The 26,861-nt window shown below is 69.2% G+C and carries 27 protein-coding genes and 3 pseudogenes; 17 read left to right on the top strand and 13 right to left on the bottom strand.

Features of this window, described 5'->3' with window-relative positions:
• Positions 1 to 146 precede the first annotated feature (146 nt).
• Positions 147 to 383, top strand: a pseudogene (locus ACFUJY_RS22605) (hypothetical protein); the annotation flags it as partial.
• A 526-nt stretch (positions 384 to 909) separates the two neighbouring features.
• On the opposite strand, the pseudogene ACFUJY_RS22600 reads toward ACFUJY_RS22605, so the two are convergent.
• Positions 910 to 1,134, bottom strand: a pseudogene (locus tag ACFUJY_RS22600) (thioesterase II family protein); the annotation flags it as partial.
• Positions 1,135 to 1,163: 29 nt separating this feature from the next.
• Here ACFUJY_RS22600 and ACFUJY_RS22595 point away from each other — a divergent pair.
• Entirely contained in the window at positions 1,164 to 2,048 is an 885-nt protein-coding gene (locus tag ACFUJY_RS22595) for a MerR family DNA-binding protein (RefSeq protein WP_383302716.1), read from the top strand.
• A gap of 338 nt (positions 2,049 to 2,386) precedes the next feature.
• On the opposite strand, the gene ACFUJY_RS22590 is transcribed toward ACFUJY_RS22595, so the two are convergent.
• Entirely contained in the window at positions 2,387 to 3,538 is a 1,152-nt protein-coding gene (locus ACFUJY_RS22590; RefSeq protein ID WP_383302414.1) for a HEAT repeat domain-containing protein, read from the bottom strand.
• A 767-nt stretch (positions 3,539 to 4,305) separates the two neighbouring features.
• Here ACFUJY_RS22590 and ACFUJY_RS22585 point away from each other — a divergent pair.
• Both ACFUJY_RS22585 and ACFUJY_RS22580 read left to right on the top strand, forming a co-directional pair.
• Positions 4,306 to 6,216, top strand: coding sequence for an MXAN_6230/SCO0854 family RING domain-containing protein (locus ACFUJY_RS22585; protein ID WP_383302411.1), 1,911 nt, complete (start codon positions 4,306 to 4,308; stop codon positions 6,214 to 6,216).
• 29 nt (positions 6,217 to 6,245) lie between these two features.
• Entirely contained in the window at positions 6,246 to 6,932 is a 687-nt protein-coding gene (locus tag ACFUJY_RS22580; protein ID WP_383302408.1) for a hypothetical protein, read from the top strand.
• A 212-nt stretch (positions 6,933 to 7,144) separates the two neighbouring features.
• On the opposite strand, the gene ACFUJY_RS22575 is transcribed toward ACFUJY_RS22580, so the two are convergent.
• Entirely contained in the window at positions 7,145 to 10,867 is a 3,723-nt protein-coding gene (locus ACFUJY_RS22575) for a hypothetical protein (RefSeq protein WP_383302406.1), read from the bottom strand.
• A gap of 158 nt (positions 10,868 to 11,025) precedes the next feature.
• Between ACFUJY_RS22575 and ACFUJY_RS22570 the strand changes: the two genes are divergently transcribed.
• Together ACFUJY_RS22570 and ACFUJY_RS22565 are read left to right on the top strand one after the other, a co-directional pair.
• Positions 11,026 to 11,460 (top strand): hypothetical protein, encoded by a 435-nt coding sequence (locus ACFUJY_RS22570; protein ID WP_383302403.1) that lies wholly within the window; start codon positions 11,026 to 11,028, stop codon positions 11,458 to 11,460.
• Between the two features lie 67 nt (positions 11,461 to 11,527).
• Positions 11,528 to 12,031 (top strand): DUF2690 domain-containing protein, encoded by a 504-nt coding sequence (locus tag ACFUJY_RS22565; RefSeq protein ID WP_383302400.1) that lies wholly within the window; start codon positions 11,528 to 11,530, stop codon positions 12,029 to 12,031.
• Between the two features lie 787 nt (positions 12,032 to 12,818).
• On the opposite strand, the gene ACFUJY_RS22560 is transcribed toward ACFUJY_RS22565, so the two are convergent.
• The gene (locus ACFUJY_RS22560; protein WP_383302713.1) at positions 12,819 to 13,025 is read right to left on the bottom strand and encodes a DUF6527 family protein; all 207 of its coding nucleotides are present in this window, start codon (positions 13,023 to 13,025) and stop codon (positions 12,819 to 12,821) included.
• Positions 13,026 to 13,096: 71 nt separating this feature from the next.
• Positions 13,097 to 13,243, bottom strand: coding sequence for a hypothetical protein (locus ACFUJY_RS22555; RefSeq protein WP_383302398.1), 147 nt, complete (start codon positions 13,241 to 13,243; stop codon positions 13,097 to 13,099).
• Between the two features lie 316 nt (positions 13,244 to 13,559).
• Here ACFUJY_RS22555 and ACFUJY_RS22550 point away from each other — a divergent pair, with 316 nt between their 5' ends.
• Positions 13,560 to 13,856: a hypothetical protein gene (locus ACFUJY_RS22550; RefSeq protein ID WP_383302396.1), complete on the top strand. Its 297-nt coding sequence runs from the start codon at positions 13,560 to 13,562 to the stop codon at positions 13,854 to 13,856.
• Between the two features lie 435 nt (positions 13,857 to 14,291).
• On the opposite strand, the gene ACFUJY_RS22545 is transcribed toward ACFUJY_RS22550, so the two are convergent.
• Together ACFUJY_RS22545 and ACFUJY_RS22540 are read right to left on the bottom strand one after the other, a co-directional pair.
• Complete coding sequence (locus ACFUJY_RS22545) at positions 14,292 to 14,507, bottom strand: hypothetical protein (RefSeq protein WP_383302394.1); 216 nt, start codon at positions 14,505 to 14,507, stop codon at positions 14,292 to 14,294.
• Between the two features lie 166 nt (positions 14,508 to 14,673).
• Positions 14,674 to 15,015, bottom strand: coding sequence for a hypothetical protein (locus tag ACFUJY_RS22540; protein ID WP_383302751.1), 342 nt, complete (start codon positions 15,013 to 15,015; stop codon positions 14,674 to 14,676).
• 23 nt (positions 15,016 to 15,038) lie between these two features.
• Between ACFUJY_RS22540 and ACFUJY_RS22535 the strand changes: the two are divergent.
• Positions 15,039 to 15,328 (top strand): annotated as a pseudogene (locus ACFUJY_RS22535) (integrase core domain-containing protein); the annotation flags it as partial.
• 188 nt (positions 15,329 to 15,516) lie between these two features.
• Here ACFUJY_RS22535 and ACFUJY_RS22530 read toward each other — a convergent pair.
• Positions 15,517 to 15,978 (bottom strand): nuclear transport factor 2 family protein, encoded by a 462-nt coding sequence (locus ACFUJY_RS22530; RefSeq protein WP_383302391.1) that lies wholly within the window; start codon positions 15,976 to 15,978, stop codon positions 15,517 to 15,519.
• 90 nt (positions 15,979 to 16,068) lie between these two features.
• Between ACFUJY_RS22530 and ACFUJY_RS22525 the strand changes: the two genes are divergently transcribed.
• Positions 16,069 to 16,635: a TetR/AcrR family transcriptional regulator gene (locus ACFUJY_RS22525; RefSeq protein ID WP_383302388.1), complete on the top strand. Its 567-nt coding sequence runs from the start codon at positions 16,069 to 16,071 to the stop codon at positions 16,633 to 16,635.
• A 577-nt stretch (positions 16,636 to 17,212) separates the two neighbouring features.
• Here the strand turns inward: ACFUJY_RS22525 and ACFUJY_RS22520 are convergent.
• Complete coding sequence (locus ACFUJY_RS22520) at positions 17,213 to 18,409, bottom strand: IS256 family transposase (RefSeq protein ID WP_383302385.1); 1,197 nt, start codon at positions 18,407 to 18,409, stop codon at positions 17,213 to 17,215.
• Between the two features lie 266 nt (positions 18,410 to 18,675).
• Positions 18,676 to 18,888, bottom strand: a complete 213-nt coding sequence (locus ACFUJY_RS22515) for a WhiB family transcriptional regulator (RefSeq protein WP_383302710.1) — start codon at positions 18,886 to 18,888, stop codon at positions 18,676 to 18,678.
• Between the two features lie 535 nt (positions 18,889 to 19,423).
• On the opposite strand from ACFUJY_RS22515, the gene ACFUJY_RS22510 reads away from it, so the two are divergent.
• Positions 19,424 to 20,779 (top strand): HEAT repeat domain-containing protein, encoded by a 1,356-nt coding sequence (locus tag ACFUJY_RS22510; RefSeq protein ID WP_383302383.1) that lies wholly within the window; start codon positions 19,424 to 19,426, stop codon positions 20,777 to 20,779.
• A gap of 475 nt (positions 20,780 to 21,254) precedes the next feature.
• Here the strand turns inward: ACFUJY_RS22510 and ACFUJY_RS22505 are convergent, their stop codons facing one another.
• Positions 21,255 to 21,833, bottom strand: coding sequence for a TetR/AcrR family transcriptional regulator (locus ACFUJY_RS22505; RefSeq protein ID WP_383302380.1), 579 nt, complete (start codon positions 21,831 to 21,833; stop codon positions 21,255 to 21,257).
• An 81-nt stretch (positions 21,834 to 21,914) separates the two neighbouring features.
• On the opposite strand from ACFUJY_RS22505, the gene ACFUJY_RS22500 reads away from it, so the two are divergent.
• The 3 genes from ACFUJY_RS22500 (at position 21,915) to ACFUJY_RS22490 (ending at position 23,701) form a co-directional block, all read left to right on the top strand.
• Positions 21,915 to 22,688: an oxidoreductase gene (locus ACFUJY_RS22500; protein ID WP_383302377.1), complete on the top strand. Its 774-nt coding sequence runs from the start codon at positions 21,915 to 21,917 to the stop codon at positions 22,686 to 22,688.
• A gap of 33 nt (positions 22,689 to 22,721) precedes the next feature.
• Complete coding sequence (locus ACFUJY_RS22495; RefSeq protein ID WP_383302375.1) at positions 22,722 to 23,090, top strand: VOC family protein; 369 nt, start codon at positions 22,722 to 22,724, stop codon at positions 23,088 to 23,090.
• Positions 23,091 to 23,194: 104 nt separating this feature from the next.
• Positions 23,195 to 23,701, top strand: coding sequence for a hypothetical protein (locus ACFUJY_RS22490; RefSeq protein ID WP_383302372.1), 507 nt, complete (start codon positions 23,195 to 23,197; stop codon positions 23,699 to 23,701).
• A gap of 409 nt (positions 23,702 to 24,110) precedes the next feature.
• Here the strand turns inward: ACFUJY_RS22490 and ACFUJY_RS22485 are convergent, their stop codons facing one another.
• Entirely contained in the window at positions 24,111 to 24,272 is a 162-nt protein-coding gene (locus ACFUJY_RS22485; protein ID WP_383302370.1) for a hypothetical protein, read from the bottom strand.
• A gap of 547 nt (positions 24,273 to 24,819) precedes the next feature.
• Here ACFUJY_RS22485 and ACFUJY_RS22480 point away from each other — a divergent pair.
• Positions 24,820 to 25,011, top strand: coding sequence for a DUF2795 domain-containing protein (locus ACFUJY_RS22480; RefSeq protein WP_383302367.1), 192 nt, complete (start codon positions 24,820 to 24,822; stop codon positions 25,009 to 25,011).
• Positions 25,012 to 25,045: 34 nt separating this feature from the next.
• Here ACFUJY_RS22480 and ACFUJY_RS22475 read toward each other — a convergent pair whose 3' ends face one another.
• Positions 25,046 to 25,246, bottom strand: coding sequence for a hypothetical protein (locus tag ACFUJY_RS22475; RefSeq protein ID WP_383302364.1), 201 nt, complete (start codon positions 25,244 to 25,246; stop codon positions 25,046 to 25,048).
• A 547-nt stretch (positions 25,247 to 25,793) separates the two neighbouring features.
• Here ACFUJY_RS22475 and ACFUJY_RS22470 point away from each other — a divergent pair.
• The 3 genes from ACFUJY_RS22470 to ACFUJY_RS22460 all read left to right on the top strand — a co-directional run bounded on the left by ACFUJY_RS22470 (position 25,794) and on the right by ACFUJY_RS22460 (position 26,861).
• On the top strand, positions 25,794 to 26,222 hold the full coding sequence (locus ACFUJY_RS22470) for an ATP-binding protein (RefSeq protein WP_383302707.1): 429 nt from the start codon (positions 25,794 to 25,796) through the stop codon (positions 26,220 to 26,222).
• 197 nt (positions 26,223 to 26,419) lie between these two features.
• Positions 26,420 to 26,653, top strand: a complete 234-nt coding sequence (locus ACFUJY_RS22465; RefSeq protein ID WP_383302361.1) for a DUF5133 domain-containing protein — start codon at positions 26,420 to 26,422, stop codon at positions 26,651 to 26,653.
• 52 nt (positions 26,654 to 26,705) lie between these two features.
• Positions 26,706 to 26,861: a hypothetical protein gene (locus ACFUJY_RS22460; protein WP_383302359.1), complete on the top strand. Its 156-nt coding sequence runs from the start codon at positions 26,706 to 26,708 to the stop codon at positions 26,859 to 26,861.

Here is a 26,861-nt window from a genome sequence, read left to right as displayed (position 1 = left end):
GGCAGTCGACCGCATGGTGACTCCGCGCCCACTATTGTGACCGCACCACGGTGATCCCGCCGAAGGGTGGCACCGCGTCGACGACGGTGACCGATGCCCGCGGCCGGACGACCGCGCTGCTGGAGTACACCGATCCGGCTCGCACCATGTCGCAGAAGACGATCTACGCCTACGGCAAGTACGACGAGCCGTCGTCGGTCACCGACCCCGACGGCAACGTCTGGAAATACACCTTCGACAGCCGCGGCCAGAAGACGGTGGTCGACGACCCCGACCAGGGCGTCACGCACAACGCCTACGACGACGAGGGCCGTCTCACCTCGGTCACCGACGCCCGTGGCATCACGCTGACCACGCAGTACGACAAGCTCGGCCGCAAGACCGCCGTCCAGCAGGGCGACATCGCACTGGCTAAGTGGACGTACGACACGCTGGCCAAGGGGCAGCTCACCAGCAGCACCCGCTACGTGGACGGCGCCGCCTACACGACGGCGACCGACGCGTTCAACGACCGCTACCAGCCCACCTCCACCACGACCACGATCCCCTCCGCAGCCACGGGTCTCGCCGGCACGTACACCTGGACCTACGGGTACAACGACGAGACCGGCGCCACGCTCTGGACCCTGAACCCCGCCATCGGCAACATCCCCGCCGAACGGGTCACCACCAACTACAACAGCGACGACCTTCCCTTCCGCACCAGCGGCGCACTCGGCGCCCTGGTGTCCAACACCTCCTACGACGCGTTCTCCCGCCCCCAGCGGCTCGAGTTCGGCGCCGCACTGGGCAAGAAGGTCTACAGAACTCAGGTCTACGACGAGCACACCGGACGCCTGACCCAGCAGCTCACTGACCGGGACCTCGCCCCGCAGCGCGTGGACGACACCTCGTACTTCTACGACCCCTCAGGGCGTCGTCGTTCCGGCGGTGGAGCTGCCCCGTCTTCGCCGTGCCGGGGGCAGCCCTGCCGGACGCGAACAGACGTCGCGGGCCCGGGAGTCCGCGGTGGTGAAGCTCGTGGGCGAGTTCCCAGGCCACGGCGGAGCCCATGCTGTGTCCGAAGAGGGCGTACGGCCGGTCGAGTAGCGGGGCGACGGCATCCGCCACGGCTGCCGTCAGCTCGCCCATGTCGGGCTACCGCGTGTATCGGCGAGGACGCGGTGGAACGCCTGGCCTTCATCTCCTCGGCCAAGCTCCTCGGCCTGGCCCTGAAGGAGATCCGCGAACTTCTCGGTCTCCGCGAGGAAGGGGTGTGCGCCTCCGTTCGGGCCCGGATGCTGCCCCTGGTCGCAGGCCGGATCGCCGAGACCAACCGCCGGGTCGCCGAGCTGCGCGCGTTCTCCGCGCACCTCGCGAGCGTCCACGCCGACCTCTCGGTCCCCGCCCCCGCGGGAGCATGCGGCCGGGACTGCGGCTGCACCACACCCGGACCGGGGGCCGCGGCCGGACTCGTGCCGATCCTGCTGTCCCCGGCCCTCCTCTCCCAGGAGCCCCAGCCGTGGCGGGACGCCCCGGTCGCCTGCACCCTGGGCGGCGCCGAGCTGGGCGAGCAAACCGAGCAGTGGCGCCGGCTGGTCGGCAAGGCCGAACAGCGCGAGGAGATCGACGACGGTGTGCGCCTGTCTTTCCCTGGGGGACGAGCTGGCCGGCGAGGTCGCCGCGCTCGCAGCGGCGGAGCAGGGCTGCTGCGCCTTCTTCGACTTCCGTCTGCACCTGACCCCGATCGTCCTCCAGCTGGAGGTGCGGGCGCCCGGGTCCGCCGCCGGGATGCTGGCCGACCTCTTCGGAGCCACCGCATGACCGCCTCCTCTCCCCGCCGCTTCAGGCCCTGGGGCACACTCGGCGTCGGCGCGGCGGCGACCGCCGCCTGCGCACTCTGCTGCGCGGGCCCGATCCTGGCCGTCCTCGGCGGCATCGGCGTCACCTCCGCACTCGGCGCGCTGTGGATGCCCGCCATCGCGGTCTGGCCGTGGCCGCCGGGCTCGGTGTCCTCGTGGTACGGCACCGGCCGACCTGGGGATGCCCACCCTGGGCCCGCCACCTGAGACGAGCGGCAGCCAAGCCGCCCGCTGAGCGGAAACTGCAGGCCAGGCCCACAACCGGGGCCTGTGAGGATGGAGGGCGCGGCTGCCACGGGGCGGCGGGCACAGCACAAGGGAGCAGTTCGGGGACCATCGCCGATCAGAACACTGAGATCCAGGACCTCCGCCAGCAGATCGCCCGGCTCACCCTTGCTTCAGCAGCGCTCACACACGACCAAGACCAACAGGGACCAGCCCTGAAGGACATCGGCCACATCGTCCACCTGCGCCCGCCGACCTGAAAGCTGCCTGGCGGCGTAGGTGGAAACCAGGCACGGTTGCCGAAGCGCCGAGTGTCGACCTCAGGTCGATGCCGTGCGTGCGCGAATGCGGTGCGCGGTCCGCAGGCCCTGCTTGGCGGCGGTCGCGACGAGGCCACCGAGGGTGGTTGTGGCAAGGTCGTGGGTGGCGAGGCGTTCCAGTGCCGGCAGGGCCCGGTCGTCTGCGGTGGAGCCGAGAGCGCGGCAGGCCAGTGCTCGGAGGTCCGGGTCGGGATCGGCGGTGAGGGCGATCAGGTCGTTCACGACCGGCGGGCCGAAGGCGGCGATCGCGGAGGCGAGATGGCTGGCCTTCGGATTCCGGCCTTCGATCATGGCCTGCCAGAGCGCAGCGAGTGCCAGTTCGCCGCCGATGTGGCCGAGCGCCAGGGCGGCACTGCTGCGTACCCAGGCGGTCTCGTCGTTCAGCCGGGCTGCCAGGGCGGGCACGGCGACCGGTTCCCGGAAGAGACCGAGCGCCTCGCAGGCACCCTCTCGGACCATCGGATCGGGATGCTCCAGCAGCGCGGTGATCAGCGGAACGGCAGGGCGGAAGCCGAGTTCCGCACAGGCAAGCGCCGACCACCGCACCCCGCGGTGCCCGGTGTCGGCGAGCGCGCGCAGTAGGCCCGGTTCGACACGCGCGTCACCAAATAGGGCGATCCGGTCGAGCGCCTTGGTCCAGACGGTGACGTCCTGCGTCCGGTGATCTGAGGCAACCTCGGACAGAGCCGCCCGGGCCTGCGGATGGCCGAGCTCGGCCCACTCCAGCAGAGCGTCGATCGCCCGCAGTCGCCTCGTGCGGTTCCCGCTCAACTCGGCCGCGTGGACGGTGACGACGGATGCCGGCCCGTCCGGCGGGTGGCCGAGTGCGTCCCCGAGCGGGCCAGCGAGCTGTGGTTCGAGCTCGCCCAACCGCAGGGCCAGGGGGCCGATCCGGGTGCCGACGTCCGCGTCGTAAAGGCCGTCGCCCCGCAGGTTCGCGGCCAGCTTCGCGACCGTACGGAACAGCAGCTGTGCGCGGTCCGACGGGGAATCAGCGAGGGCGTCGAGGTGGCCGGACATCGCCGCAGTGACGGCGGTCGACGGGCGACCAGTAGCTTCCAGGATCGCCTCCGCCCAGGTGAGCGGCTCGCTCTGACGCTCGTAGAGCTGGTGACCCCACAGGCGGAGGACGGCGTCACGGTTGTCGGTCATCCCAGGATCGTTCCAGCATGGAACACCGACAGCCAACGGCTTTCCCTCGCGGTTGGTCGCATGCCGGATCATCCCGGCATGACTCCGGCAGCAGAGCGTACGCCGTGGCGGGCCCGTCCGCCCCGCGTAATCAAGCGCTGAGATTACGCCTCGCGGCCGCTCCCCCAAACCCACGGCAGGTTGACAAAGGCTCCCTACTCTTCCCTGCGGGATGTGGTGAGCTCTTCGTGTGGTTGACCCGCTCAAGGGTGCCGGGTGTGGTTCAAAAGGCTCTGCCGCTCGTGGCACTCAGTGATTGGCCGCCCGGCGCCCCACAACGACTCGGCCCCTCAGGCGTGACAGAAGGCGCCTAGACAACCGGGGCGACCTCCTCGTCCGGGACTTACCGGCCGAGGAGCGCAGCGACTTCCTGGGGGGCCAAGAGCATCGACCAGAAGCCGGGCGTGGTCGAACAACCGGGATTGGATCTGCTCGATCTCCTTCTCCGCGTCTCCCGCAGCTGATGCTCCGGCTGGCCGATGGCGGAGCCGGGTGCGCACCCGGTGCGGTGCGTAGTTCAGCGGCTGTGTGCTGAACGGCCCTGGTGGACGCTCTTGTGGCACCCCGCCGTTAATTCGTTTGGCGCTCGCGAGGGGTTGTGATGGGATCAGGGGTAACGGGGGCGGCTCCCCGGCGCGCATCCTTCTCACCTTCTTCGAAAAGTCTCAGCGCGCCCACTCTCCGTCCCCGTTCTTCTGTCCCGGGTCGTCGTGAAGGGGAATCCCCTGTTGCTCGCTGCCGAGTCCGTACTGCTGCGCCGTATCCAGACCGTGTACGTGGACAGGGTGCCCGCGTCCGGCGGCGGAACAGGACCGGCACTGCGTCGGCTCGAGGCCGAGCTACTCGGCCGCGGTCATGTCCTCTCCCCCGCGCTGCACGCGGCGCTCGGCTCTCTGGCCCCCGAGGAGCTGGCGGCCGCGCACGCCCGCCTGGTCGGGCTGGCCGATGACCTGCTCGGCTCCAACCGCACCCACATCCCGCTCTTCCGCCGCTTCCCGCGCACCGTGCCCCGGGACACCGAGGCTCTGTACGTGAACCGGGTCTTCGCCTTCCTGCTGCAGCAGCCGGACCAACCCTGTGTGCTGTGCGGCGAGGCGCGCACGGTGTTCCCCGTATCGCCCTGCGCACACCTGGTGTGCCGACTGTGCTGGGACGGATCCGACTATGCGGGCTGCCCGGTCTGCCATCGCCGGATCGACGCGGATGACCCCTTCCTGCGGCCGGTACTTGCCGTCGGTGCGGCCAAGGCACCGGTGCCCGGCTCGCTGCGGCTGCTCCGCTTGGGCACCGACCGGGCCGCCGACGCCACCGCCGTGGTGGATTCCCTGCTGGCCCGTCGCACTCCTCTCTCCCCGCAAGACCGCGACGACCTGCTCACGCTACTGCCGCTCACTCCGGTCGGCCAGGGCCTGCTGCCGGAGGAGATCCCGGTCCGGGAGACCAAGGCGATGGTGCTGGGCGCGCTAGTAGGCGAGGCGCCGGACGGCCTCCCGGTCCGGAAGCTGCTGACCGAGCGGCTCACCACCGCCACCGACGTGTTGCGGCTGCTCGCCGTGCTCTCCGGCGGCGACGCCGGGCTGGTGACGCCGTCGCGCTTCACCAGCCTGCCGCGCCCGCTGCGCCGCGCACTCCTCGCGGTCCTCGACGGCTTGCCGATGCCGTACCTGGTGGAGGACATTCTGCGGCACCCCACGGCATGGAAGCGGGTCGCGGAGGTCCTGCACCCCTTCGAACGGCACGCCCGGCATCCGCGCGCCGCCCTCGCCTTCGCCGTGCTGCGCGGGACCCCGGTGAATCCCGGCACCGCGTTCGGCACCGTCCTGCTGGAGACGGTCGCCGCGCACCCGGACGCCGTCCGCGTGGACGGTGTCCGGATCCGCCCGGCTACCTGGGCCGGACGACTGGAACAGGCGGTGGCCGAGGGCGATGTTGGTGGGGCCGCGGCCCTCGCCGGGGAGCGCCCCGGCGAACTGGTGCGCCGTCTCGACCTGCTACTGCGCCTGCACCCCTCTGACGACCTCGAGCCGGAACTGGAGAAGGCCCTGCTGCGCGGGCTGCCGAAGGTGGGCCCCGGGCCGCTGCTGTCGGCGCTCGGGGCGCTGCGGGTCCGCGCCGAGGACCGCGCCGGCCGCCGCCGGGTGTTCTTCCCACGCGGCGAAGTCACCCGGGCCCTGTCCGTTCCGGAGCGGCGGGCTCCGCTGCCCGCCGGGCTGGTCACGGCCGCGGTCACGCTGCTACAGGCCGAGCTGCTGCGCCGGTTCGCCGCCGGGGAGCCGTACGCGCTGTCGGTGCTGGATGCGGGCCTGGTCGACTTCACCGTGCCATTCACCGAGCGGTCCACCGCGAAGGCCCTAGTGACGGTGTTTCGAGGCAGCATGCAGACTCTGCCCGAGGGCGCGGTGCTGCGGCTGTTCCTGCACTGGACCGAACCGCAGGGCAACCGCACCGACCTGGACCTGTCGGTCGCGTTCTTCGACGCCGAGTGGAAATTCACCGGCCTGTGCGACTACACGAACCTGGTGCACGGCACGGAGGCCGCAGTCCACTCCGGCGACCTCACTTCTGCCCCGGCACCGCGGGGCGCCACCGAGTATGTGGACCTGGACCTGGAGCGGCTGGCGGAACGGGGAGATGTTTAGCCGTCCCGCTGGTCTTCAGCTTCAACAACGTGCCGTTCGAGGAGTTGCAGGACGCCTGCGCAGGCTTCATGGCGCTGCCCGCGCAGGGCCCGCGCAACGCCTCCTACGACCCGCGCACGGTCCGCCAGCGCTTCGACCTGGCGGGCGACTCGCAAGTGTGCCTGCCGATGGTCGTGGACCTGAACCAGCGCCGGATGCTGTGGACGGACACCCATCTGCCGTCCACCGAAGGCTTCCAGAGCATCCGCTCGCACGGCGGTGCTCAGCTGGCCACTGTGGCCCGGGACCTGTGGGAGCAGTTCGGCTCCGGCAGCCGGACCACCCTTTGGGACCTCGCGGTATGGCGGGCTGCGGCGCGCTCCCCCGAGGTGGCCGTGGTGTGCCGGGAGCCGGAGCCCGCACTGCTGCAGTATCGGCGGCGGTCGGACGAGGACGCAGCCGCGTTCGCCGCCCGGGTGTCTTCCATGGAGGGGCCCGAGGAGCGGCTCCTGCACCCGGACCCCGACGCAGCGGCGGCCGAACTCGCTTTCGGCATACGAGTGTTCCTTGCGACGGTCCATGGGAGCGTCGGGCCCACGCGGGCCTCGGGCACCTTCTACCAGCTGTTCCCCGGCCCCGGGGACACCTCAAAGGCCCTGGTCCGCGTGACCGCCGGGGATCTGGTCGCCGAGCTCAGCAGCCCCTCCGCGCCGGCCCGCGCACTGCCGCCGTCATAACGGGGTTGGTAGCGGCACCAACATCAGCAGGACCGCAGTGCTCTGTCCTCTAAGCGGTCTCGGTACGGACAAGCCGGACGAGCGCGTGGAGTTCGCGGCAGTGGGCGCGGACCAGCCTGAGCTGGAACTGCCCGGAATCGGTGAGCACTTCCGACGGCTGGTAAGTCATGCAGCGACGGTCAGGAGCGAGGACTGCCGCGCGGTCACCGGCCTCACTGGCCGCAGGGCGGGGCGTAGGCCAGGGCGGGCACGAACTGCGCCCACTCCGCGGGGGTGATCCGGTCGCCAACGGCGCCGCACAGCCACTTGGTGACCGCGAGAGGGTCGGTGTTCCACAGGCGTACGGCGCCACCCCGGCCCGCGGCGGCGAGAGTCCGGCCGTCAGGGCTGAAGGCGACGGTAAGCAGTCCGGCGTCCGAGGACGTGAGCGTGGCGAGCAGGTCCGGTTCGCGAGGGTGGCGCAGGTCCCACAGCCAGACGGTGTGATCGATGCTGCTGACCGCGAGCCGGTCGTCATCCGGAGCGAAGGTGAGTTCGTAGATCTCGCCCACCGGTCCGATGAGGGGCACGCCGACGGAGATCACGGCTTCGGGGTGGGAGAGGTCGAGGAGGCGGACGGAGTAGTCGGCGCCGCCGAAGGCGAGGAGCTTGCCGTCGTGGCTGAAGGAGGTGGCGTAGACGGAGCCGGTGGAGCCGCGCACGGTGGTCAGCAGCCGGGGTCGCCGGGTGTCGTGGACATCCCACACGTAACCCTTGCCGTCCTCGCCGGCGACGGCGAGCAGCTTTCCGTCCGGGCTGAACCGCACGCCGAAGGCGATGCCGGTCGGGCCGGTGAGGGCCGCGAGGGTGACAGGACGGGCCGGGATGGAGATGTCGAGGAGGTGGACGGAGCCGTCGTCGCTGGACACGGCGGCGACCGCGTCGTGCGGGTGCAGTGCTATGGCTTCGATGGTCGCTCCGGCGACGTGCACGGGCGGGCCGGCGGGGGAAGGACGGGCGGGGTTCGTTACGTCGAAGAGGCGGATGGTTCCGTCGGTGGCGCCGCCTATGGCCGTCCGGGCGTTCCGGGTGAGGACGGAAGCACCGGCGAGGGCGGCGGCGGATGTGTCCTGGCTGTTGCTCAGCGGCGGGCCGGCGCCGGCCGGACGCTGCGGGTCCCGTACGTCGAAGAGGCGGAGCGAGCCGTCGCCGTTGCCTGTGAGGAGATGGTGACCGGTGGCATCGAACGAGACGGAGAAGACCTGGTCGGCACCGGTGGCGACGACCGGGCCCGGCACGTTCCAGGAGCGGAGGATTCCGTCGCCGGCCAGGGTGTTCATCGTGTTGTCGTCCGTATAGGAGACTGCCGTGACCGGCGCGGGCTGGGGCAGAGTCCCCAAGGGCTTGCGTGAACGCATGTCCCACCGCCACAGCAAGGTATCCGAGCTTCCGGCGGCGAGCGTCGTGCCGTCCGGGCTGAAGGCGACGGCGTTGATCCAGCTGGCGGGCCCGGTGAGTGGCTTCCCGAGGGCTTTCGGGTGATCGGGAAGGGATATGTCCCAGGTGTGGACGGTGTGCTCGGCGGCCGTGCCCGCCGCCAGGGTACGTCCGTCGGGAGAGAAGGCGATGGCGTAGATGCGGCTGCCGGCGTCGGTGAGAGTGGGCAGCCGCCGCGGACGGGCCGGTACGGAGACGTCCCACAGGCGCACCGTGGCGTCGTCGCCGCCGGCGGCCAGGGTGTGACCTCGGGGGGCGAAGGCGACGGACTTGACGGCAGCGCGGGGCCCGGTCAGGAGGATCGGCGCCGAGAGGGTGTCGAGTTGCCACAGGCGGACCGTGCCATCACCGCATCCGGCCGCCAGTAACCGGCTATCCGCGCTGAACGCCAGTCCCAGGATGGAGGAATCGGCCGCACCCGGTAGTGGCAGGGGCGCTGTATGCCCGGCGTCTGTGATCCGCCATACCGATACGCCGCCACTGCGGCCGCCAGCGGCGAGAAGCGCGCCGTCCGAACTCACGGCCAGCGCTTGCGGTGCGACGGGGAGCGTCAGGTCCGACCGGACGGAACGCGGTGCCCCGCCACCCTGGGTCCGCCACATGCGCACCTGGCCCGTCGAGGTGCCGACCGCCGTCACCGAGGGGGCGCTCGCCATCACCGTCGTGGTTCCAGGACCCGCCCGCAGCCGCCGAGCCACCGGCCGCGCGGAGGCGTCGAGGAGTGCGGCGCGGGCCTCCGAAGTCGGCGAGGCGGTGTAGGCGACCAGCGCCAACTGTGCGGCCAGCCCGGGGTCCTTGTCCCGCAACCGGTCGGCCTTCTCGGCGATCTGCCGGGAGAGCGCCATATGTGCTTCGCGGCGGGCGGACTCGCTGACCTGCCTCGCGTACACGCCGGCCGCGGTGGCGACCATGACCAGTGCGGCGAGTAGCCCGACCAGCTGGTTGCGGTGGCGGGTCCGGCGCCGGATCGCGACCTCGCGAGCCGTTGTGGCGTCGGTCGACGCCGTGAGGAAGGCGCGTTCGAGCGCGTTGGCGGCCTCGCCCGATCCGGGCTCCGCGGCCCACTCCACGGCTGTCGCCAGGATCCGGCCCTGGTACAGAGCCTCGGCGGAGTATTGCTCATCGCGCCACTGACGGGCGGCTGTCCGCAGGCGCCCGTGGATGCGACGGCCTTCCCGGTCGTCCGCCAGCCAGCCCTTCAGTCTCGGCCACGCCATCAGCAGCGCCTCGTGGACGATTTCCACCGCCTGCTCACTCGCGGTGAGCAGGCGGTGAGTGACGAAGACATCCAGTACCTCGGCCACGTCGTCCGTCGAACCGGTGGACGGGGCGTCGAACAGCTCGTCGAAATCTACTCGCCGACGGGTGTCCGCCATGCCGTCGTCGGTATGCACCAGCCGCAGGAACAGCCGACGGCACACCGCCTGCTGAGGTGACGGCAAGGATCTGAAGGATGCCTCCGCGGTCTGACCCACAGCACCATGCATGCCACCGGCAGCCCGGTAGTGCCGTACACCCACTCTTGTTCTCCGGGGCTCCCGCGCGGCCAGCTCCGTGATGGTCTGCAGCGTGTACGACAGCAGCGGGAGGGCGCCCGGCTCCCGCCCCGCATCGGCCAGAAGCAGATCGACCAGCCCGTCCTCCCACGCAAGGCCGGCCAGCCGTGCGGGCTCGACGATCACCTCACGCAACTGGGCTTCGGTCATCGGTCCGACCGGAACCTGCCCCTGCTCGAGAACGGCCGCCAGCCGCGGATACCGCAAGGCCGCGCCGTAGAAGTCGGCTCGCAGGCCGAGGACCACCGGGCTCGTGTGCTCCAGCAGCGCGTCCAGGAACGCCGTGCGCTCACCTTCGTCGGCGCAGAGCGTAAAGACCTCCTCGAACTGGTCGACCACCACCACGGCGTCCGCCGGAGCCTTCGTCGTATGCGCGGCCCACTGCAGCATCGGCGCCGGACCGGGCGTCAACAGCGCCGAAGGCCCCACGAGGGGCAGGACCCCGGCTCTCAGCAGTGAGGACTTCCCCGATCCCGACGGCCCCACCACGGCCAGTGGCATCCCTCGCTCGTGACAGGCCCGCAGCTTGTCCAGCAGCTGGGCGGTGAGGGCCTTCCTGCCGAAGAAGACCTCGGCATCCTCGGGCCGGAACGCCGCCAGTCCACGATAGGGATTCCACACCGGCACGGCGTTCCGTGCCGCGCGCAGAGGCAGCTCCCGAAGCGCGTCGAGCCACACCTTCTGCGGTTCTCCTGCCGGAACACCCAGCGCGGTCAGCAGGGCGGCGAACTCGCCCCGTACAGCGAGTTGGGGCAGATGCCGGCCTGAGCAGTAGCCTGCGATCGTGTTGAACCCGAGCCCGCACTCGTCGGCCAGCCGCCGGTAGGACTTGTCCGACGCAATCCGCAGAGCGTTCAGTGCCTGTGCGAACTCATCCGGTGTCTCGATGTCGTTTCCCTTCATGGGTAACGCCCGGCCTTCAAGATACCGAGTGCGGTGCCTGTTGGCAGCCGGCTGTACGGAACCGTACGAACTCGAGGCGACCTGTGGCCTTTCCTCGCCGCCTCTCGGTAGACCGGTCCCACGAACACGCAACCGTGGACCACCGGAAGGACAAGCACATGAGTGCAGGAAGCAGGCTCAGGACCGCCGTCGCCGCGACCTTACTGATCGGCGCCGGACTGCTCAGCGCGGCACCGGAGGCCGCCGCCACCGACTACGGCGGCGACGGCAACCCCGCAGTCGACTGCGGTGGCGGACAGACCATCGCCTCGGCGAACATCGTCAACGCCGGCACCGTCGTGGGCATCGTGGAGATGCGTTGGTCGTGGGCGTGCGGCGGCAACTGGACCCGCACGACGTCGTACGTGGGCACGAAGACCCTGGAGTCCTACACCGAGGTCCCCAGGACGGGTCGCAACTCCCGGGCCGTTGACGTCGGTACGTCCAACTGGTCCCCGTACCTGAGAGTCGCGCCCAGCGAGCGGGTGTGCTCATGGGGGCGGGTGTTCATCAACGACAACCTGCGGGTGGGCGCAACCGTCTGCTCCAACTGAACGGCCGGCCCCGCACGGCTTTCACCACAGCCCCACGGCGGACAACTCAGACATCGAGGAGCGAAACATGCGTGTGACCGGAAGACGCACCCTGACCCTGCTGGCGGCCGTCGCCGCCGTCGGCCTGGCGGCGGTGCCCGCCGCGGCCGCCCCGTACGACCCCTACTCGGGCAGCAGCCCGCTGACGACCGGATGTCAGTCGGACGCGGTCACCATCGCCACCCGGCCCATCAAGAGCCAGCAGGCGACCTACGGGACGATGGAGGTGCGCTACTCCCCGTCGTGCGGCACCAACTGGGTGCGGGCGGTCATCAGCGTCCCCAACGCCACGGGCACCGTCACGAAGGGCATCCGGCGCCTATCGAGCCAGCCCGACGGGCATGGCGGGTGGCTCGGCTTCTACGAACAGTACGAGACCGACCCCGCAGTCGGGTCCTCCTTCGGCATGCAGGTGTACGCCCCCGGGAGCACGTGCATCTTCGCGTCGAGCGTCGTGAGGGACGCTTCCGGGCAGATCGTCGCCTTCACGGGCACAGGCATCCCCTATGACCCGTGGGTCGCGATCTGCTGAGCCACCCGGACACGCACCGGCGCCCGGCACGGCGGGGACGGACTCACCGCCGAGCCGGGCGGCCGGCCTCCGGCGCGGTGCCATCGCTGGCCCGCCTGGTCGATGATTTCTTGTCGCTGACTCGGTCGCGGACCGCCGGGCGGGCGAGACGGCTGCGGCGCTTGCGCCGGCGTGCTCCCCTGGCCGGCCTGAGTGCGGCGCCGCGCGCCGCAGCGGCCCTCGCGGCCGAGTTGCGGCAGAGACCGCCATGCTCACTCCCGCTCCCTGTTCGGTGACCTGCTGCCAGTCGACGGGGCGCCGGATGGTGCCCCGCCAGCCGCACGAGCACGCCCCGCGTAGTGCGGCCGCGCGCAGGGTGCCCCCGTCATAGACCCACCAGTCACTCGTCTCGTGGAAGCTTGTGCCGCTGCTCAGGTCGAAGATGACCGGCTTCGGCTCACTGCCATCCGACAGCACCGCCCCAGGCCGCTCCAGGCATTCCACGGCCAGCCCGTCCGTTCGCCGCCACAGCTGTGCCACGCCCGCACGGATCGACTCGTCGTCCTCTACCTCGTCCGCCCCCGGCTCGGTGCGGTCGGGGAAGGCGTCGTGCACGGCGTCGAGCCCGGATAATCGATCATGATCTGGTGACGGGAACCGTGACTCGTGTGGTGATCATCAGCACCCAACGAACAGCAGGCCTGACCGCCTCGTCCGGCTGCTTCGAACCCACCCTCCGGGCGACAAACGCATAACGGCGCCTCTGTGCGGCCTCAGTAGCGCCGGTGCCGGCGTGGCCACAGCTTGCTTAGCAGGCCATGCATGGTTGGTTCTCGCCATGCCGGATCCAGTAGAGCGACTGGCATCGCAGGGCCCAGTTACCGACCGAGGGCGCCAAGGAGGCGCTTTCGCCGTCGTAGGTAAGGGACCACTGTGTCGGCGACAGTGGGGTGATGACCTCGTTCCCGCAGCCGCAACAGCACAGGTGGCCGCATGTGCGGTACGAGATCGACACATGCAGCACTCCGGACTCACTGGGCTGCGGGAAGGTCTCGACGAATGCCGGACGTAGTACGTTAGTAGCGGTCAAGGCAGGTCCTCGTTGGCGATCTCGTTGGTGATCAGAGAGTAGGTGGCGAGTCCCTCGTCGGTGGCGTCCGCGTAGATGCCCACGGCTCGCTTGAAGCGGATGACGGCCAGGACGGCGTTCAGCCGCCCTGCGGCGCGCGCCACATGACGCCATGAGGCAGCAACGCCAGCGCATGTGCCCAGGAGGATGAATGGACAGGGACCTCGTCCACGCCGAGCTGCGGGGGGCCAGTTCGACGTTCCACCAGCTTTCCGCTACACGTCCGGAAGCCAGACCAGCGCGGATCGCGTCGGACCTCGCCGCTCAGATTCCGCGACTGGAGCCCCACGACGCTCCAAAGCGGGACCGTGTGCGGGCGGGCGGCCTGCCCCGCGCCATGGCCGACGGACTCTGAGCATGGCGGCGATCGGGGACGTTCGAGCACTGGGCGCAGGGTTGGAGCGCTCGTACCCTGTGTACGTGCGCGGGAGGTTGAAGTTCCGCGTCGGTCAGATCGTGTACGTGGCGTTCTCGCTCGACGAGAGCGTGATGGGTTTCGCCTTCCCGAAGGAGGAGCGGGCGGCGCTGGTCGCGGGCTATCCACGCAAGTTCCAGATGCCATCGGCGTCGGAACTGCGCTTCAACTGGGTCCACGCGGATCTTGCGTCACTGGAACCCACCGAGGCCCGCGAGCTCGTCGTCGACGCTTGGCGCATGGTCGTGCCCAACAAGCTCTCTCGCGCCTACGATCTTGCGCATCCCAACGGACCGGGCTAGACAACGCTGCGTCTCGACAAGTGTCGAGACGCAGCGAAGGTTGACGAACAAGGCGGGGACCACGACGGACCACGCCTGCGAGGTGGTGGCGGTCAGTCGACGAGGTCCCCGATGCTCAACCCGCCAACTACTGAACTTGAAAGCGTGATGTCGGTGGCGATGGGCCAGCAGTCGCGCACACGGGTGCCGTAGCCCTGAGGATCTACGCGGGACGTCTGGAGGTGGGCCGGCCGTTGCAGGGGAAGGCGGGCGTGGTCACGGTTGCGGGTCGTGGACGACAGCGAGGTCCAGCTTCGGGGCCTGCAGGGAGTCCACCTGAATTCGGCCCCAGTCTCCGACGAGCGCGAAATCCCCGGCGACCCATGTGAACTCGTCGATGGAGCCGTAGTCGATCTCCCCGCTTGCATCCCGTGCCGGCGGATCCCCCTGGCCAAACTAGGTCAGGCCGTGCACGGCGTCGAAACAGAGCACGGCCGGGCGGAAGCAGGCCCGATCACCTCCAAGCGGCGGGCCGTAGTCGGGATGCCCTGGATCGAGCAGCAGGTCCAGCCGGAACATCAGCTTTCCCGGACGGGCTTCGATACCCAGCACGTAGCTGCCTTCGAGCTGAACGCCTTCGAAGCCTGGCAGGCTGCGATAGTCCGCCCGCATCCGAGTCCTCCCTGGTCCCACGCCGTTCTGCGACGACGACACGTTACCCGTGTCCATCATGGCTGCCGGGGATCGAGATGGGGATTCTCAGTATGTCCTCTCGGACGGAGGGCGAGCGGCGGACGATGCCTCCCCGAATTCAAGCCCCGTCTCAGCGAGGCACCCGTCAATGGACCTGCGGCCTGTACTGGAGCATCTTGAGCTTGCTCTTGACCGCGCGGGTGACCTGGCTGAGGTCGGCGGCGGCGAGCTCGATGTGGGCGCGGATGATCAGGCCGCGGTAGTCCTTCCACCCGAAGCCCTTCGGTTCGTCCTTGCGGCCTCTACATTCGCGGATCGCATAGATCAGCCGGGACCGCTCGCCGGGCTTGTAGCAGGTCATCCCCGCCATGGAGACACGGCCCGAGCCGCGTCCGCGCACGCGGACAACCGGGGTGATGCCCTGGCGGCCCCAGATTCTGGCACGCGGTGGCGTCATCGACTGGCCGGCCTCGTTCTCGAAGACCATCCACGCTCCGTTCACCGCCAGCAGGGGTGCGGCGAAGTGTGAGCGCGGTCGGGTCCAGCACGGACGACGCACTCGCCGAGTCCCTCAACGCGACCTTCAAACGCGAGACCCTGCAAGGACGAAGAGCTGGCCGACTGAGCGCGAGGCTCGACTCGACGCCTTCAGATGGCTCCACCGCTACAACAGCCGACGCCGACACTCCCGCCTCGGACAACGATCACCGATCGCGTTCGAAAGCGTCTTCCACCGCACACCAACTACGCCGGCCCAGCCGCATAGCCCGTCTCCAGGATTCGGGGTCAAGGCCCGGTAGCGGTTGACCCACTTCGATGCACGGGCAGTCGGCCGGATTCGGCGGCGTTCTACACGACGACGTCGCCCCTCGACGGACAGAGGCGCGTTGGCGTGGAGCACGAGTTGCCCCTCAACCACATGAACGCGGTGGGCTCAGGCATTCACACTGCCTGAGCCCACCGTCCTGGGGCGGCATGGGGGCGGGCGCTACCGGAGCGGAATGTCAACTCCGTGCTCGCCCCGGGGCCGGGGGCCGCGGATGCGCCGATCGGCTTCAGGGATGGCGACGTCGTTGATGCTTGCCTCGCGGCGCCGCATGAGGCCGTGCTCGTCGAACTCCCACAGTTCGTTGCCGTAACTTCGCCACCACTGGCCTTGCGCGTCGTGCCACTCGTACTGGAAGCGGACGGCGATCCGGTTCTCGTGGAACCCCCAGAGGCTCTTGCGTAGCGCGTAGTCCAGTTCGCGCTCCCACTTCTGTGTCAGGAAGGCGACGATCTCCTCGCGGCCGCTGACGAAAGTGTCCCGGTTCCGCCATGTCGAGTCCGGCGTGTAGGCCAGTGCCACCCGGTGGGGATCACAGCTGTTCCATGCGTCCTCAGCCGCTTGGACCTTCTGCAGGGCAGCCTCCTGCGTGAAGGGCGGGCAAGGCGGGCGTTCTTCGGGCACCGCGACCTCCTCCTCATGTCGAGAACGTACGTTCTCTATCGGTGAGGCCTAAGGTAGGAAACGATCGTTCTCAACGTCAAGGAGCCTCGGATGCCAGCCCCGATTACTGACGAGCAGAACCGACTGGACCGCGAAGCGCTACTCGACACAGTGGAGGACCTCTTCTACGAGCGAGGCATTCAGGCCGTTGGCATGGACGACGTCCGTGCGGCATCCGGTCTGCCGCTGAAACGGATCTACCGATTCTTCCCGGCGAAGGAGGACCTCGTGGTGGCGATGCTCAAGCATCGCGACCGTCGATGGCGAGGAAGTCTGGCCAACCACGTGGAAAAGGTCCCGGATCCCCGCGAGCGCGTACTCGCGATCTTCGACTGGCTTGCCGAGTGGTTCGCAGAACCCGGTTTCCGCGGATGCGCCTGGATCAACGCCTGCGGCGAACTCGGCCCATCGTCCCAGGCAGTGTTGGCCGAAGTCCGGTCGCACAAGCAGGCGTTCCACGACCAGATCGCTGTGTGGGTCCACGCCACCGGGCTGCCGGTGGTTGAACCGGTCTTCCTGCTCGCCGAAGGGGCCATGGTGACGGCCGGCATCAGCGGCGACCCAGCCCCAGCCCGTCATGCACGCGCAGCCGCCGCGACGCTTCTCGGGAAACCTTGATCCCCGGCAACGCCGTCAGAAGCACTCGCAACCCATACACCCGGCTCATCACAGGACGAAGCCAACGATCGCCACGTAGATGAAGTAACCCAGCGGACCACGCCGTGGAACCCGGACTGCCTGCAACGGATCCGTTCGAACGGCCGCTGCCGGCGTCCTTCGCAAGGCCGCTCAACGTCCCCACCGGTCACGTCCGCCCCCACGGGCGAGCGACACACGCACCGGCACTGGCTTCGGCCCCGACCCTGTGCAGGTCGGCCGCCGCACTGCGCGCAGCGGCCTTGAAGACGCGGTGGTCTGGTTTGGCAACGCCGATACGGGCGGTGTTGACTATCGCGTCGAAGGCGTCTGTCAGGCCCAGAGAGGCGAGATCGTCTTCCAGCCGGGTGGTGGCGTTGGAGACTAGGACCCACCGGCACGCGGCGGCGGACATCGGCCAGGAGCTTCAGGACGCCTATGTCGATCCGGCCCGTCAGGGCGGACCATGCGTGGACGAGGCCCTGAGCCCGGACCGGCCCGCAGGTCGCAGCGAGGTCTGGGTCTGTCAAACGAGCGGTGTATCTGGGGTTGTTGAGGCCTACTGACGTGCTGCGGAGAGTCGGCCGTCGAAGGTGATGTCGAAGGCGTTCAAGGCTGTCTTCCAGCGCATGGTCCAGCGGGCCTGGCCCTTGCCGGTCGGGTCGAGCGACATGATCGCCATGTAGACGCACTTCAAGGCGGCTTGCTCGTTCGGGAAGTGGCCGCGGGTCTTGACCGCCCGGCAGATCCGCGCGTTGACGGACTCGATGGCGTTCGTGGTGCAGACGATGCGGTGGATCTCGGTGTCAAAGCGGAGGAACGGGGTGAACTCCTCCCACGCGTTCTCCCAGAGCCGCACGATCGCCGGATACTTCTTGCCCCACGTGTCGGCCAACTCGGCGAACCGGTCAAGGGCCGCGTCCTCGGTCGCCGCGGTATAGACGGGCTTGGGGAGCTTGGCGACCTTGCCCCAGTCCTGGCGGGCGGCATAGCGGAAGGAGTTACGCAGCAGGTGCACTACACAGGTCTGCACGATCGTCTGCGGCCAGACGGTCTCGACCGCGTCGGGCAGCCCCTTCAGTCCGTCGCAAACCAGCATGAGGACGTCGTTCACGCCGCGGTTCTTGATCTCGGTGAGGATGTGCATCCAGTGCTTGGCACCCTCACCGCCGTCGCCGGCCCACAGCCCGAGGATGTCCCGTCGGCCCTCGGTCGTGACGGCCAGGGCCACGTAGATCGGCCGGTTCGCCACAGCGCCGTCGCGGATCTTCACATGGATGGCGTCGATGAAGACCACCGGGTCGACCGCGTCCAGAGACCGGTTCTGCCACTCGGCCATGCCGTCGAAGACCTTGTCCGTGATCGTGGAGATCGTCTGACGCGACACCTCGGCGCCATAGACCTCGGACAGGTGTGCCTGGACCTCACCGGTCGTCAGGCCCTTCGCCGCGAGCGAGATGACCATCTCATCGACGCCGGAAAGGCGCTTCTGCCGCTTCTTGACGATCTTCGGCTCGAAGGAGCCCTCGCGGTCGCGGGGCACGGACATCTCCACCGGGCCGACATCGGTCAGCACGGTCTTGGCCCGGGTCCCGTTGCGCGAGTTGCCGCCGTTCTTCCCGGCGGGATCGTGCTTGTCATAGCCGAGGTGGTCGGTGATCTCGCCCTCGAGAACGGACTCCAGAAGCCGCTTGGTCAGCTGCAGGCCCTCGGCCTGAGCCCGACTCACGAGCTCGTCGATCAGCCGGTCGTCCATGGACGTCGGCACCACACCCTCAGACGGCTCGACGGTCTCGGCCTCGGTCACGTTGCTGCTGGTCGTCGATGCATCTTCCATGATCGGGAGTTACACCGAACGTTTTACAGTCCCGCTCCCAGTACTTGCGGACTCGGTCGCGTGATGCGAAGAAGTGATCCATTGCAACGTTCGGTGAGACGAATGGGAACACACCGACGCCAACGGGACTCCAGCTCACCTTCCGTCCCAGCTCAGATCACCTGAGACATGCACCGGAGGTAGACCTAACGCTTGATCCGATGATCCAGGGCGTGGGCAAGACACTCGGTGCGCCCCGGGCAGCCGGTACACAAGACCTCCGCCGTGTTCTGGGCCGTCCCGTCCACGAACAACTCGTCCGGATCGGCTGTGCGGAACACCGCGTTGCTGTGCCAGACTCCCTGATCGTCCCCGTTCACCCGTGACCGTCCTCTCCCCCAGTTCCGGCCCGCCACCATTCCCAGCACGGGCGGGTGCGTGATCGGGGTGGCATACGCCCCTGGCACCGGCGGGAATGTCTCTGCAGCCCTCCCTGCTAGTGAACGGGCTTAACACGAGCAACCGCAGCAGGTTGTGCATCCGCTCTCGCTCGTCCGCTGCCGCTGCCGAGAACGGGGTGCCCCCTGAAGTCGAGCGGTGCGTTTCTGCGTGGTCCTCTGCGCTGGGCCCGTTCCGCAGCGAAGCGTTCCTCTCACACGGACTGCGGTTCGTTCTCGTCGAAGTTCATCTCATATCCCTCTTGCCCTGAAGCTACATGGGCTCCGGGCACAGAAGACTTCGGGCCGACCGTGCGGGACCAGTATGTGGGGCTTCCGGCGGCCCACAGCAACACGTACCCGCTGAGCCGGCGTTGCGGGCCGCCGGAGGACGGGGTCTTCGCCGGCTCGGAGCTGCTGCACGGCGTGGTCACCAGCTCGTGGTCAAGTGCGCTCACGATTCCGCCGGCCGTTGCCGCCGATTACTCTTCCCACCGGACAACTAAGGTGCGGGGGTATGGCCGTGTCGGGGCAACAATTGGTCGCCGAGGTGCGTGCCGGGCGTGCGCATCTCGTACGGGACGCACTGTGGGCGGGTGCCGACCCTGAGACGACGGACGCCGACGGGGTCCCCGTCCTGTGCGTTGCCATCGCCGCGTTCGACGGGCACGTGGCGGAGGCTCTGCTGGACGCCGGTGCCAATCCGCTGCGACCGTTGCCGGACGGGAGCACGCCGCTGCGGCGGGCCGTGATCTCGGGGAACGTCGGCCTGGCCGCCGCCCTGCTCAAGCAGGCTGCGGACCGGCTGACGGAGGGGGATCGGGCCGGGCTCCTGGCTTGTGCCGGGCGTTGGTGCAGGACTGGAGCCGAAGCGGGGCTGCGCCTGGCGACCGGTGCGACGGGCCCAGTGGCGCGCCGCAGGGTCCCAGACGACTTCGGCGTCGCCATGTACGACATGCTCACGCTCGGCGCGATGAGCGTGTACGACGGCCATGGTGCCGTTCTCACCCGTCTGGAGGCGGTGTTCGGCGTGCACCGGCCGTTCGACGTCCTGCTCTCCCGTGCTCTGGCCCGTGCCGACGGGGACCACGCCGACTGGATGGAAGCGGTCGCGGTGCTGGCTGAACGGTCTGGGGCGGAGGTCTGGGGCAGGGTCCCGGCCCTGCGTTCGGCCTCCGACCCTCTGCGGCGGCTGTTCGCCGCGGATCTCGTGCGTCATCTCCTCGCCCTCGACGCGGAGTCCGCTCAGCGCCAGGCCGCGGAGATCCTGCTTCCGTGGGCCGCCGAGGAGAGGGACCCGGCGGCGCTTGCGTCGGTGCTGAGCGGGCTGACGTACGTCGACGACCCGGCGGCCGAGGGTGTGGGGTTTGCCCACCGCGCGCACCCCGACCCCCGCGTACGCATGGTGGTGCCGTCCTTGCTGCACCGGACGCGGTACGCGTACACCCACCCCGAGGCGTGGAACGTCCTCACCGCACTGGCCCGCGATCCCGACGCCCGGGTCCGCGCATCCGTGTGTGAGCTGCTCTACGAGTTCGAGGGTTGCGGCCCCGCCGGGGCCGACATACTCGCCGGATTCCTGAGCGAAGACGACCAGTTGGTGCGGACCAAGGCCGTGTACGGCCTCGCCCTGGCCGACGACGCCCGTTGCGTGGAGGGTGCCCGGGAGATCGGCCCCGTCGACCGGTCGGACTGGCCGGACACCTGGCTCCTGGACGCGGCGGAGCGCTACAAGCAAAGGCGCCTCGACGAGCCACTGCTGCAGTCCGGCAAGCCCGAGGAAGCCCGGTGCATTCCAGTCCAGGCGCCGCATCAGGCAGTAGTTCAGGTAGAGGGCGACGCTGCCGGCGTAGACCCGCTCGGTATTCGGTGACCAGTCCCGGGATCGCAGCGAGGCAAGGTAGGCGACCGCCTCGGTCTGCAGACCGTAGGTCCGACCTCCTAGAACTCTGGAGTCAACGATGATGGCCGCATCACCGACGTCTCACTGCAAAAACGCATGATGGCCGGCCGCGCCGGCGTCCCTCTTCTCCGACACCGCGTCGTCCTGATCGCTCACCTCCGCCGCCGCTCTGCGGCCCTGAACTGGGCCTGGACTGGGGAGTCTGCACTCGTCCCGATTCCCTGTTCGACGGACGCGTACGCTTTGAACACGACGGTTGCGAACGCTTCACCGCCCGTGCTGACGGCACCTTCGGATGATCTCCGGCTACGACAAGCTTGCCAGAGCCACGTTAACGTGCACGCAGAGACGGGGAGTTGCGCCTGCTGCGCGCCCCTGACTCGCGGGAGCTGGACGAGGACGAGGGCAGCGCCCGGGCACGGTCGGCGGCCCACGCCTCCCGACCTCAGTGCGACTGTGAGGCACCGTCTCGCAGGCCGTCGAAGAGGAGGGCGGTGATCTGCCGGGCCTCATCGAACCAGCCCTCCGTGGCTCGCATTCCGCAGATGCCGCCCAGGGCGCGCAGCAGGGTGGAGCCTGTGACGTCGTCGCGGATGGTGCCGGCGGCACTGCCGGCTTCGAGCAGCAGTGAGAGAGCGCCTGCCATACGGGTGCGTGCGTCGTCGAAGACCGGTGAGTCCGTTGCCATGATGCTCTCCAGCACGCTGGACATTCCCTTGCCTACCGCCGCATGGTCCACGAGCAGCAGGAGGAAGCGCCGCAGCGCCTCCTCAGGTCTGTGCTGGTCCAGTAGAGCCCTGGGCGTGGCACACAGATCGTCGACCTCTTTGCGGTAGACCTCCTCGATCAGTGCCTCGCGGGTTTCGAAGTGGCGGTAGAGCGTCCCGACGGCGACGCCGGCGTTGCGGGCGATGTCCTCGACGTGTGCGTCGGTGTCGTCGCCGAGGAACGCCTGGCGGGCCGCGGACAGAAGTGCCTCGCGGTTGCGTCGCGCGTCGGCGCGCAGGGGACGTGGGGGCGGCATGGGAACCTCCATAAGGTGAGTCTTGCTCCGTTTACGTGTACCGTTTCCGGAGTCAGGTTCATCTTACGGAGGGGATTTCCCATGCCGAACACCGATGACGGTCTGTCGGGCCTGCGCGTTCTGGTCACCGGCGGCAGCCGGGGCCTGGGCGCGGCGACCGTACGCCGCTTCGCCGCCGCGGGCGCGACCGTACTGACAGCCTCCCGCAGCCGGCCCGAGGAAGGCAGCGGTGCCACCTTCCTCGAAGCGGACCTTTCCACCCAGCAAGGTGTTGCCGAGCTCGGCCGCCGAGTCGTGGAACAGGTCGGCGGAGTGGACGTGCTCGTGAACAACGCGGGTGCCGCGAGCGCCCCGACACCGACTCTGAGCCGCTCGGACGCCTCCTGGCAGGCAGACCTGGAGATGAACCTTCTCAGCGCCGTGCGACTGGACCGCGCCCTGGTGCCGGGAATGGTCGAACAGGGCTCCGGCGTGGTCGTACATGTCTCCTCGATCGCCAGTCAACTGCCCCAGCGCACCGAAGCGTCTTACGCCGCAGCCAAGGCTGCACTCAACACTTACAGCCGCGAGCTGGCCACTGAAGTCGGCGAGCATGGGGTGCGCGTGGTCTGCGTCCTGCCTGGTTTCGTCGTGACCGACGGTGCCACCGCCCACCTGAAGCGCACGGCCGAGGCACAGGGTGTGACCACCGAGGAAGTCACACAGCAGATCGTGGATCACCTGAAGGTCCCCATGGGCCGTCCTGGAGATCCCGAAGATGTCGCCGAGATGATCGCTTTCCTCGCCTCGGGCCGGGCGAGATGGCTCACCGGAGCACAGTTCCGCGTCGACGGCGGCATCATCCCGACCGTCTGAGCAGTCCCCTACAGCAGGAACAGGACATCTCTCGTGCCCATCGCCCTGACCTCCGTGATCATTGACGCCGCCGACATCGAAAGGGAGAGCACTTTCTGGCACCGGCTGCTTGGCGGCTCCCTCACCCCCACTCCGACCCACCACTTCATCCAGGCCGCCGGACTCCCGGTGATCGTCATCCAGTCCGCTCCCGGACACACCGCCCCGGACTGGCCGGACGGCGCCTCCCAGCAGATGCATCTCGACTTCGGAGTCGACGACCTGGCAACCGCCGACCGCACGGCCACCGACGCCGGCGCCACCCGTATGCGGCCCACCGAAGAAGACACCGCGGAAACCTTCACCGGCAGCCGCGTCTACGCCAGCCCAGCTGGACACCCCTTCTGCCTGCGCTCGACCTGAGTGCGTTACCGTCCACCATCGCCTGCCTGTCGGCAAAGGACGGCACCCTCAAGCCGAATGCGCGGTTTGACTGGAACACCCCGAGGGGCTCCGGGGAGAAGCCGGTGACCACCTCGGACGTCCTTCTGTGTCAGTCGACGGAACGTCAGGAGCCGGCGCTGTGGTGCGTGGGTGACGAGCTGATCGTCACCGCGATGACCGGAGGCAGTGCGGTCGAGGCCGCTCGCCACCTGCGCTCGATGCCGGGCAGTCCGCGGATCGCGGACGAGCACTATCCCGACGCCCCGCGCGGCGAGCGCACGCCGAAGCCGACGAACCCGGCCGAGGCCCAGTTCCCCGCCTGCCAGTACAGCGTCTGGGAGCACTGCGCCCCGCTGTTCCGGATGGTCGGAGTGCTGGCGTTGCCGGTGCAGCCCGTGGCTGAGAGACTGCGTCTGCACGTGGAGCGGTCGTGGGACGGGCTGGACGATCTCGACGTCGTTCGTTTCCGGCTGCAGGTTTCAGCTTCGCGATCAGTAAGCACGACGGCAGTCCGGTCGGCGTGTCGTATGTATGGCTCACCCAGCCGCACGAGCAGGCCGACAAGGCCCTGGACACCCTCCTGGAAATAGTCGGGATCGGGGAGCACGCCGTCGCATTCCGCGGAGAAGCTCTTGAGGCTCCAGCAGAGCGGACGGCCACCGCACAGGATGCTGACTCTCCTGACGAAGTCCCTGGCGCCACCTTGCCAACCTCTCTATGGGCAAGGGTCCGGCGTGCCATCCTGCGCCTGGTCCTCACCCTCCACGACCAGGGCGAGTTCAGAATCGCCAACCCTTCCTTCGCCGTCCAACGACTCCTTGAGGTGGTCGGCGCCGACGCCTTCCTGAGCATTCACCCCACTGTCAGCGCCGCACGAGAAGGCCACGTCGGCTGACACGCTTCGTCGCCGGGATGCGGAAGCGGGGGCGCATGCGCACAGGGCCGGGCGCTGGGACCCTACCGGGCTGGTTCGCTGCGCTCCTGTATGGGTGTAAAGGTTCAGTCCTGGCCGCGGACAATCGTGGGCTGCTCGGGCATGCCCTCGAACTGCTCCCCGTCGGCCGGGAGGTGAGCCGGCGCGGTCGCCGGCTCGCACGTGCGGACCCGGTCGCCGTCCAGATGCACGCTGTTGATCAGACCGTCCTCTGTTACAGAGTTCACGGCGGGCCCCTACTTCCTTCATAGTCTGTCGGCCGGGCAGATGCTGCCGGCCCGCTGATACGGATACCCCGCCGCTTCCGTCCTACCGTGTGCGGGCGAGGCAGCGGAGCCGCTGCCCGACGAGATCCAGGCTGCCGGGTAGTGCCCGCAAGGCTCCGGCAGCTCGGACCGCCGGGTGCACATCGTGACCGTCGGCGCGGTCCGTGGGACCACGGACGTGCCTCCAGCCACGCTCACCCGGCGCTCGGTGTCCGCCGCCCCCGGCCGTCAACCGCTGCCGCATCGGGGCGCTCGTGCAACGACGGCATCCACCCTCCCGATCGGCCCGGTCCGTGCCCGGCGGCCGCCGGCCATGAGGCGCCCGACGCCCGGCCGCACCGGTTGCCAGCGGCGTGTACCCGGGCGAGGGCTATTCGTAGGCGCAGAGCCGGGGGAAAGCGGCAGAGAGGCACGAGCTTGGGCGTGTTCGCCGGCACACGGCCGGGCAATCGGGTCATCGGTCGCGGGATCGCGGGACGAGGGCGCCCGCCGCGGGTACCACGCTCTCATGAATGCGAACCCCATCGAACTGCAGAAGGCCCTCGGCGGCGTCGACTACCCCGCCGGCAAGGACGCCATCGTGGACCAGGCACGCCAGAACGGTGCCGGCGACGAGATCATGGCAGCGCTGGACGCGCTGCCGGACAAGGAGTACGAGTCGCCCGCCCAGGTCAACAAGGAGGTCGCGCAGGAAGACTGACCCGGACCACGCGAGGGCCGCGCCGCGGGGCGGATCAGGGGTGCTCGGGCTGCTGCTCGGGGGGCGTCGCGCCGCCCTCGCCGCCGCCCTTGTGCCCCTTGTCCGTCCCATGGGCGTGCTTCCCGGCGCCGGGCCGGGCCGCGTCCTGCTGCGCCGCCTTGGTCCGCGCACTGTCCTGCGGGGTCGCGCCACCCTTGTCGCTGCGCCGTTGCTCGGGCTGTTGCGGGTTCGACATCTCGGCTCCCGGATATCTGCGAGTAATCGTGCCGCGGCCGGTGGTCACTCCCATGGTGCACCGGCCGGGGCCCGTCCGCCCGGCGGGCGGGGCCGCCCCGGCGGCTCAGCGGTGCGTGAGTACGTTGACCGCCTGACCGTTCGGGTCGCGTACGGACAACCGGTACACGCCGCACTCCTCGTCGTGCGGGCCGTACACGGTCTCCGCGACCTCCGCGCTGAGGTCCGGGTCGGCCTGGGCCGGTCGCGTCCTTTGATCATGCAGCTGATCTGGGCGGTCGGCCGGGTATCGCCGGTGGTGGCGTGGGAGAACAGGGCGGCGAGGGTGACGACGAATTGTCTGGCCTGTCTGCAGGGCTGCGCGTGCCGACGATCGGTGCCTGGCACCACGGACGTGCTCCTGATCACGCAGCAGAGCGTGTTGCAACTCGCGCGTCCGGGTAGTGGGCGGAGGACTGCGAGATGCGGTCAGCCAGACGGGGGGAAGCATGAAGCAGCAGGCAGCTTGCGGCAGCGTCGACCAGAGCCGGCGCGGGGAAACGGGCACCATGCGCGGCAGCGCCGCCTACGACATGACTTCGGGTGCGATAGCCCGTGCCCGCGGTTTCGTCCGCGACTTCCTTACCGAGACCGAGTCGTCAAAAGGCTGGCCCGTCTCCGCACGTGCGGTGGATGTGGCGCAGTTGGTGGTCAGTGAGCTGGCCACCAACGTGTGCAAGTACGCTCCGGGGCCGTGTCTGCTGGACCTGGAATCCGACGGCACCATGCTGAGCATCACCATGTGGGACTCCGGCCCGGTGCTCCCCGCCGCTTCCCCCTGCGACCCGACCCGGATCGGCGGGCACGGACTGGAACTCGTCCTCATGCTCTGCCAGAGCTTCGAGATCCACCGCGAACCAGTCGGCAAACGCCTGACCGTCCGCCTCTCCCTCCGCGACAGCACCGACCACAGCCCCTCCGGCCACACCGCCTGGTAACCCTCGCACCGCACTCGGCCCCTGAGGCACGCCATGTCCGAGGCAGACTGCAACCGAGTGGCCGGGCCGGGCCGCGGAGCCCGCGCCTGACCGGCGTTTGGGGCGTGTGTGGCGGGTGGGGAGTGCGGGGCGCAGAATCGGGTACGTGAGCGCACGGCCCTAGCCAGTTGGTGCAGGTGAAGAAGGACGGTTCTGTGATGCTGATGGCCCATCCCGCGGTGCTGCGGAATCTGATCGACCAGTACGAAGCCCTCGCCGCCGTCGACGCCTCCCACGCCGACAGCGCGCAGGTGCGCCAGCGCATGAACGATGTGGCCTACACGTTGTGCGTGTCCACCGGTACTCGTGACATCGACGCGGCACTGATCGCGGCCCGCCACCAGCTGCCCGGAGCCCGCCCGCTGGACGACTCGGTCGTCAACCCGGGCTGAGCCGGCCACCCCGACCCCTGACCCACGACCTCACGAAAGCGGACACTCTTACGTGGACACAACCATCACAAGCGCAGCGCCGATCTACAACCTGCTGATAGCCGAGCGGGGCGACGTAGTCGCGGACGCGGCACGGGTCGCGGAGCAAGCCCTGCGCGAGACGACCGGCACACTCGACTTCGGCCTGCCGGCCGGCGATACCGCGTAG

It is taken from the genome of Streptomyces sp. NPDC057249, from assembly GCF_042669245.1.
Classification (GTDB): Bacteria; Actinomycetota; Actinomycetes; order Streptomycetales; family Streptomycetaceae; genus Streptomyces.
This window is presented reverse-complemented; position numbering and strand designations above follow the sequence as displayed.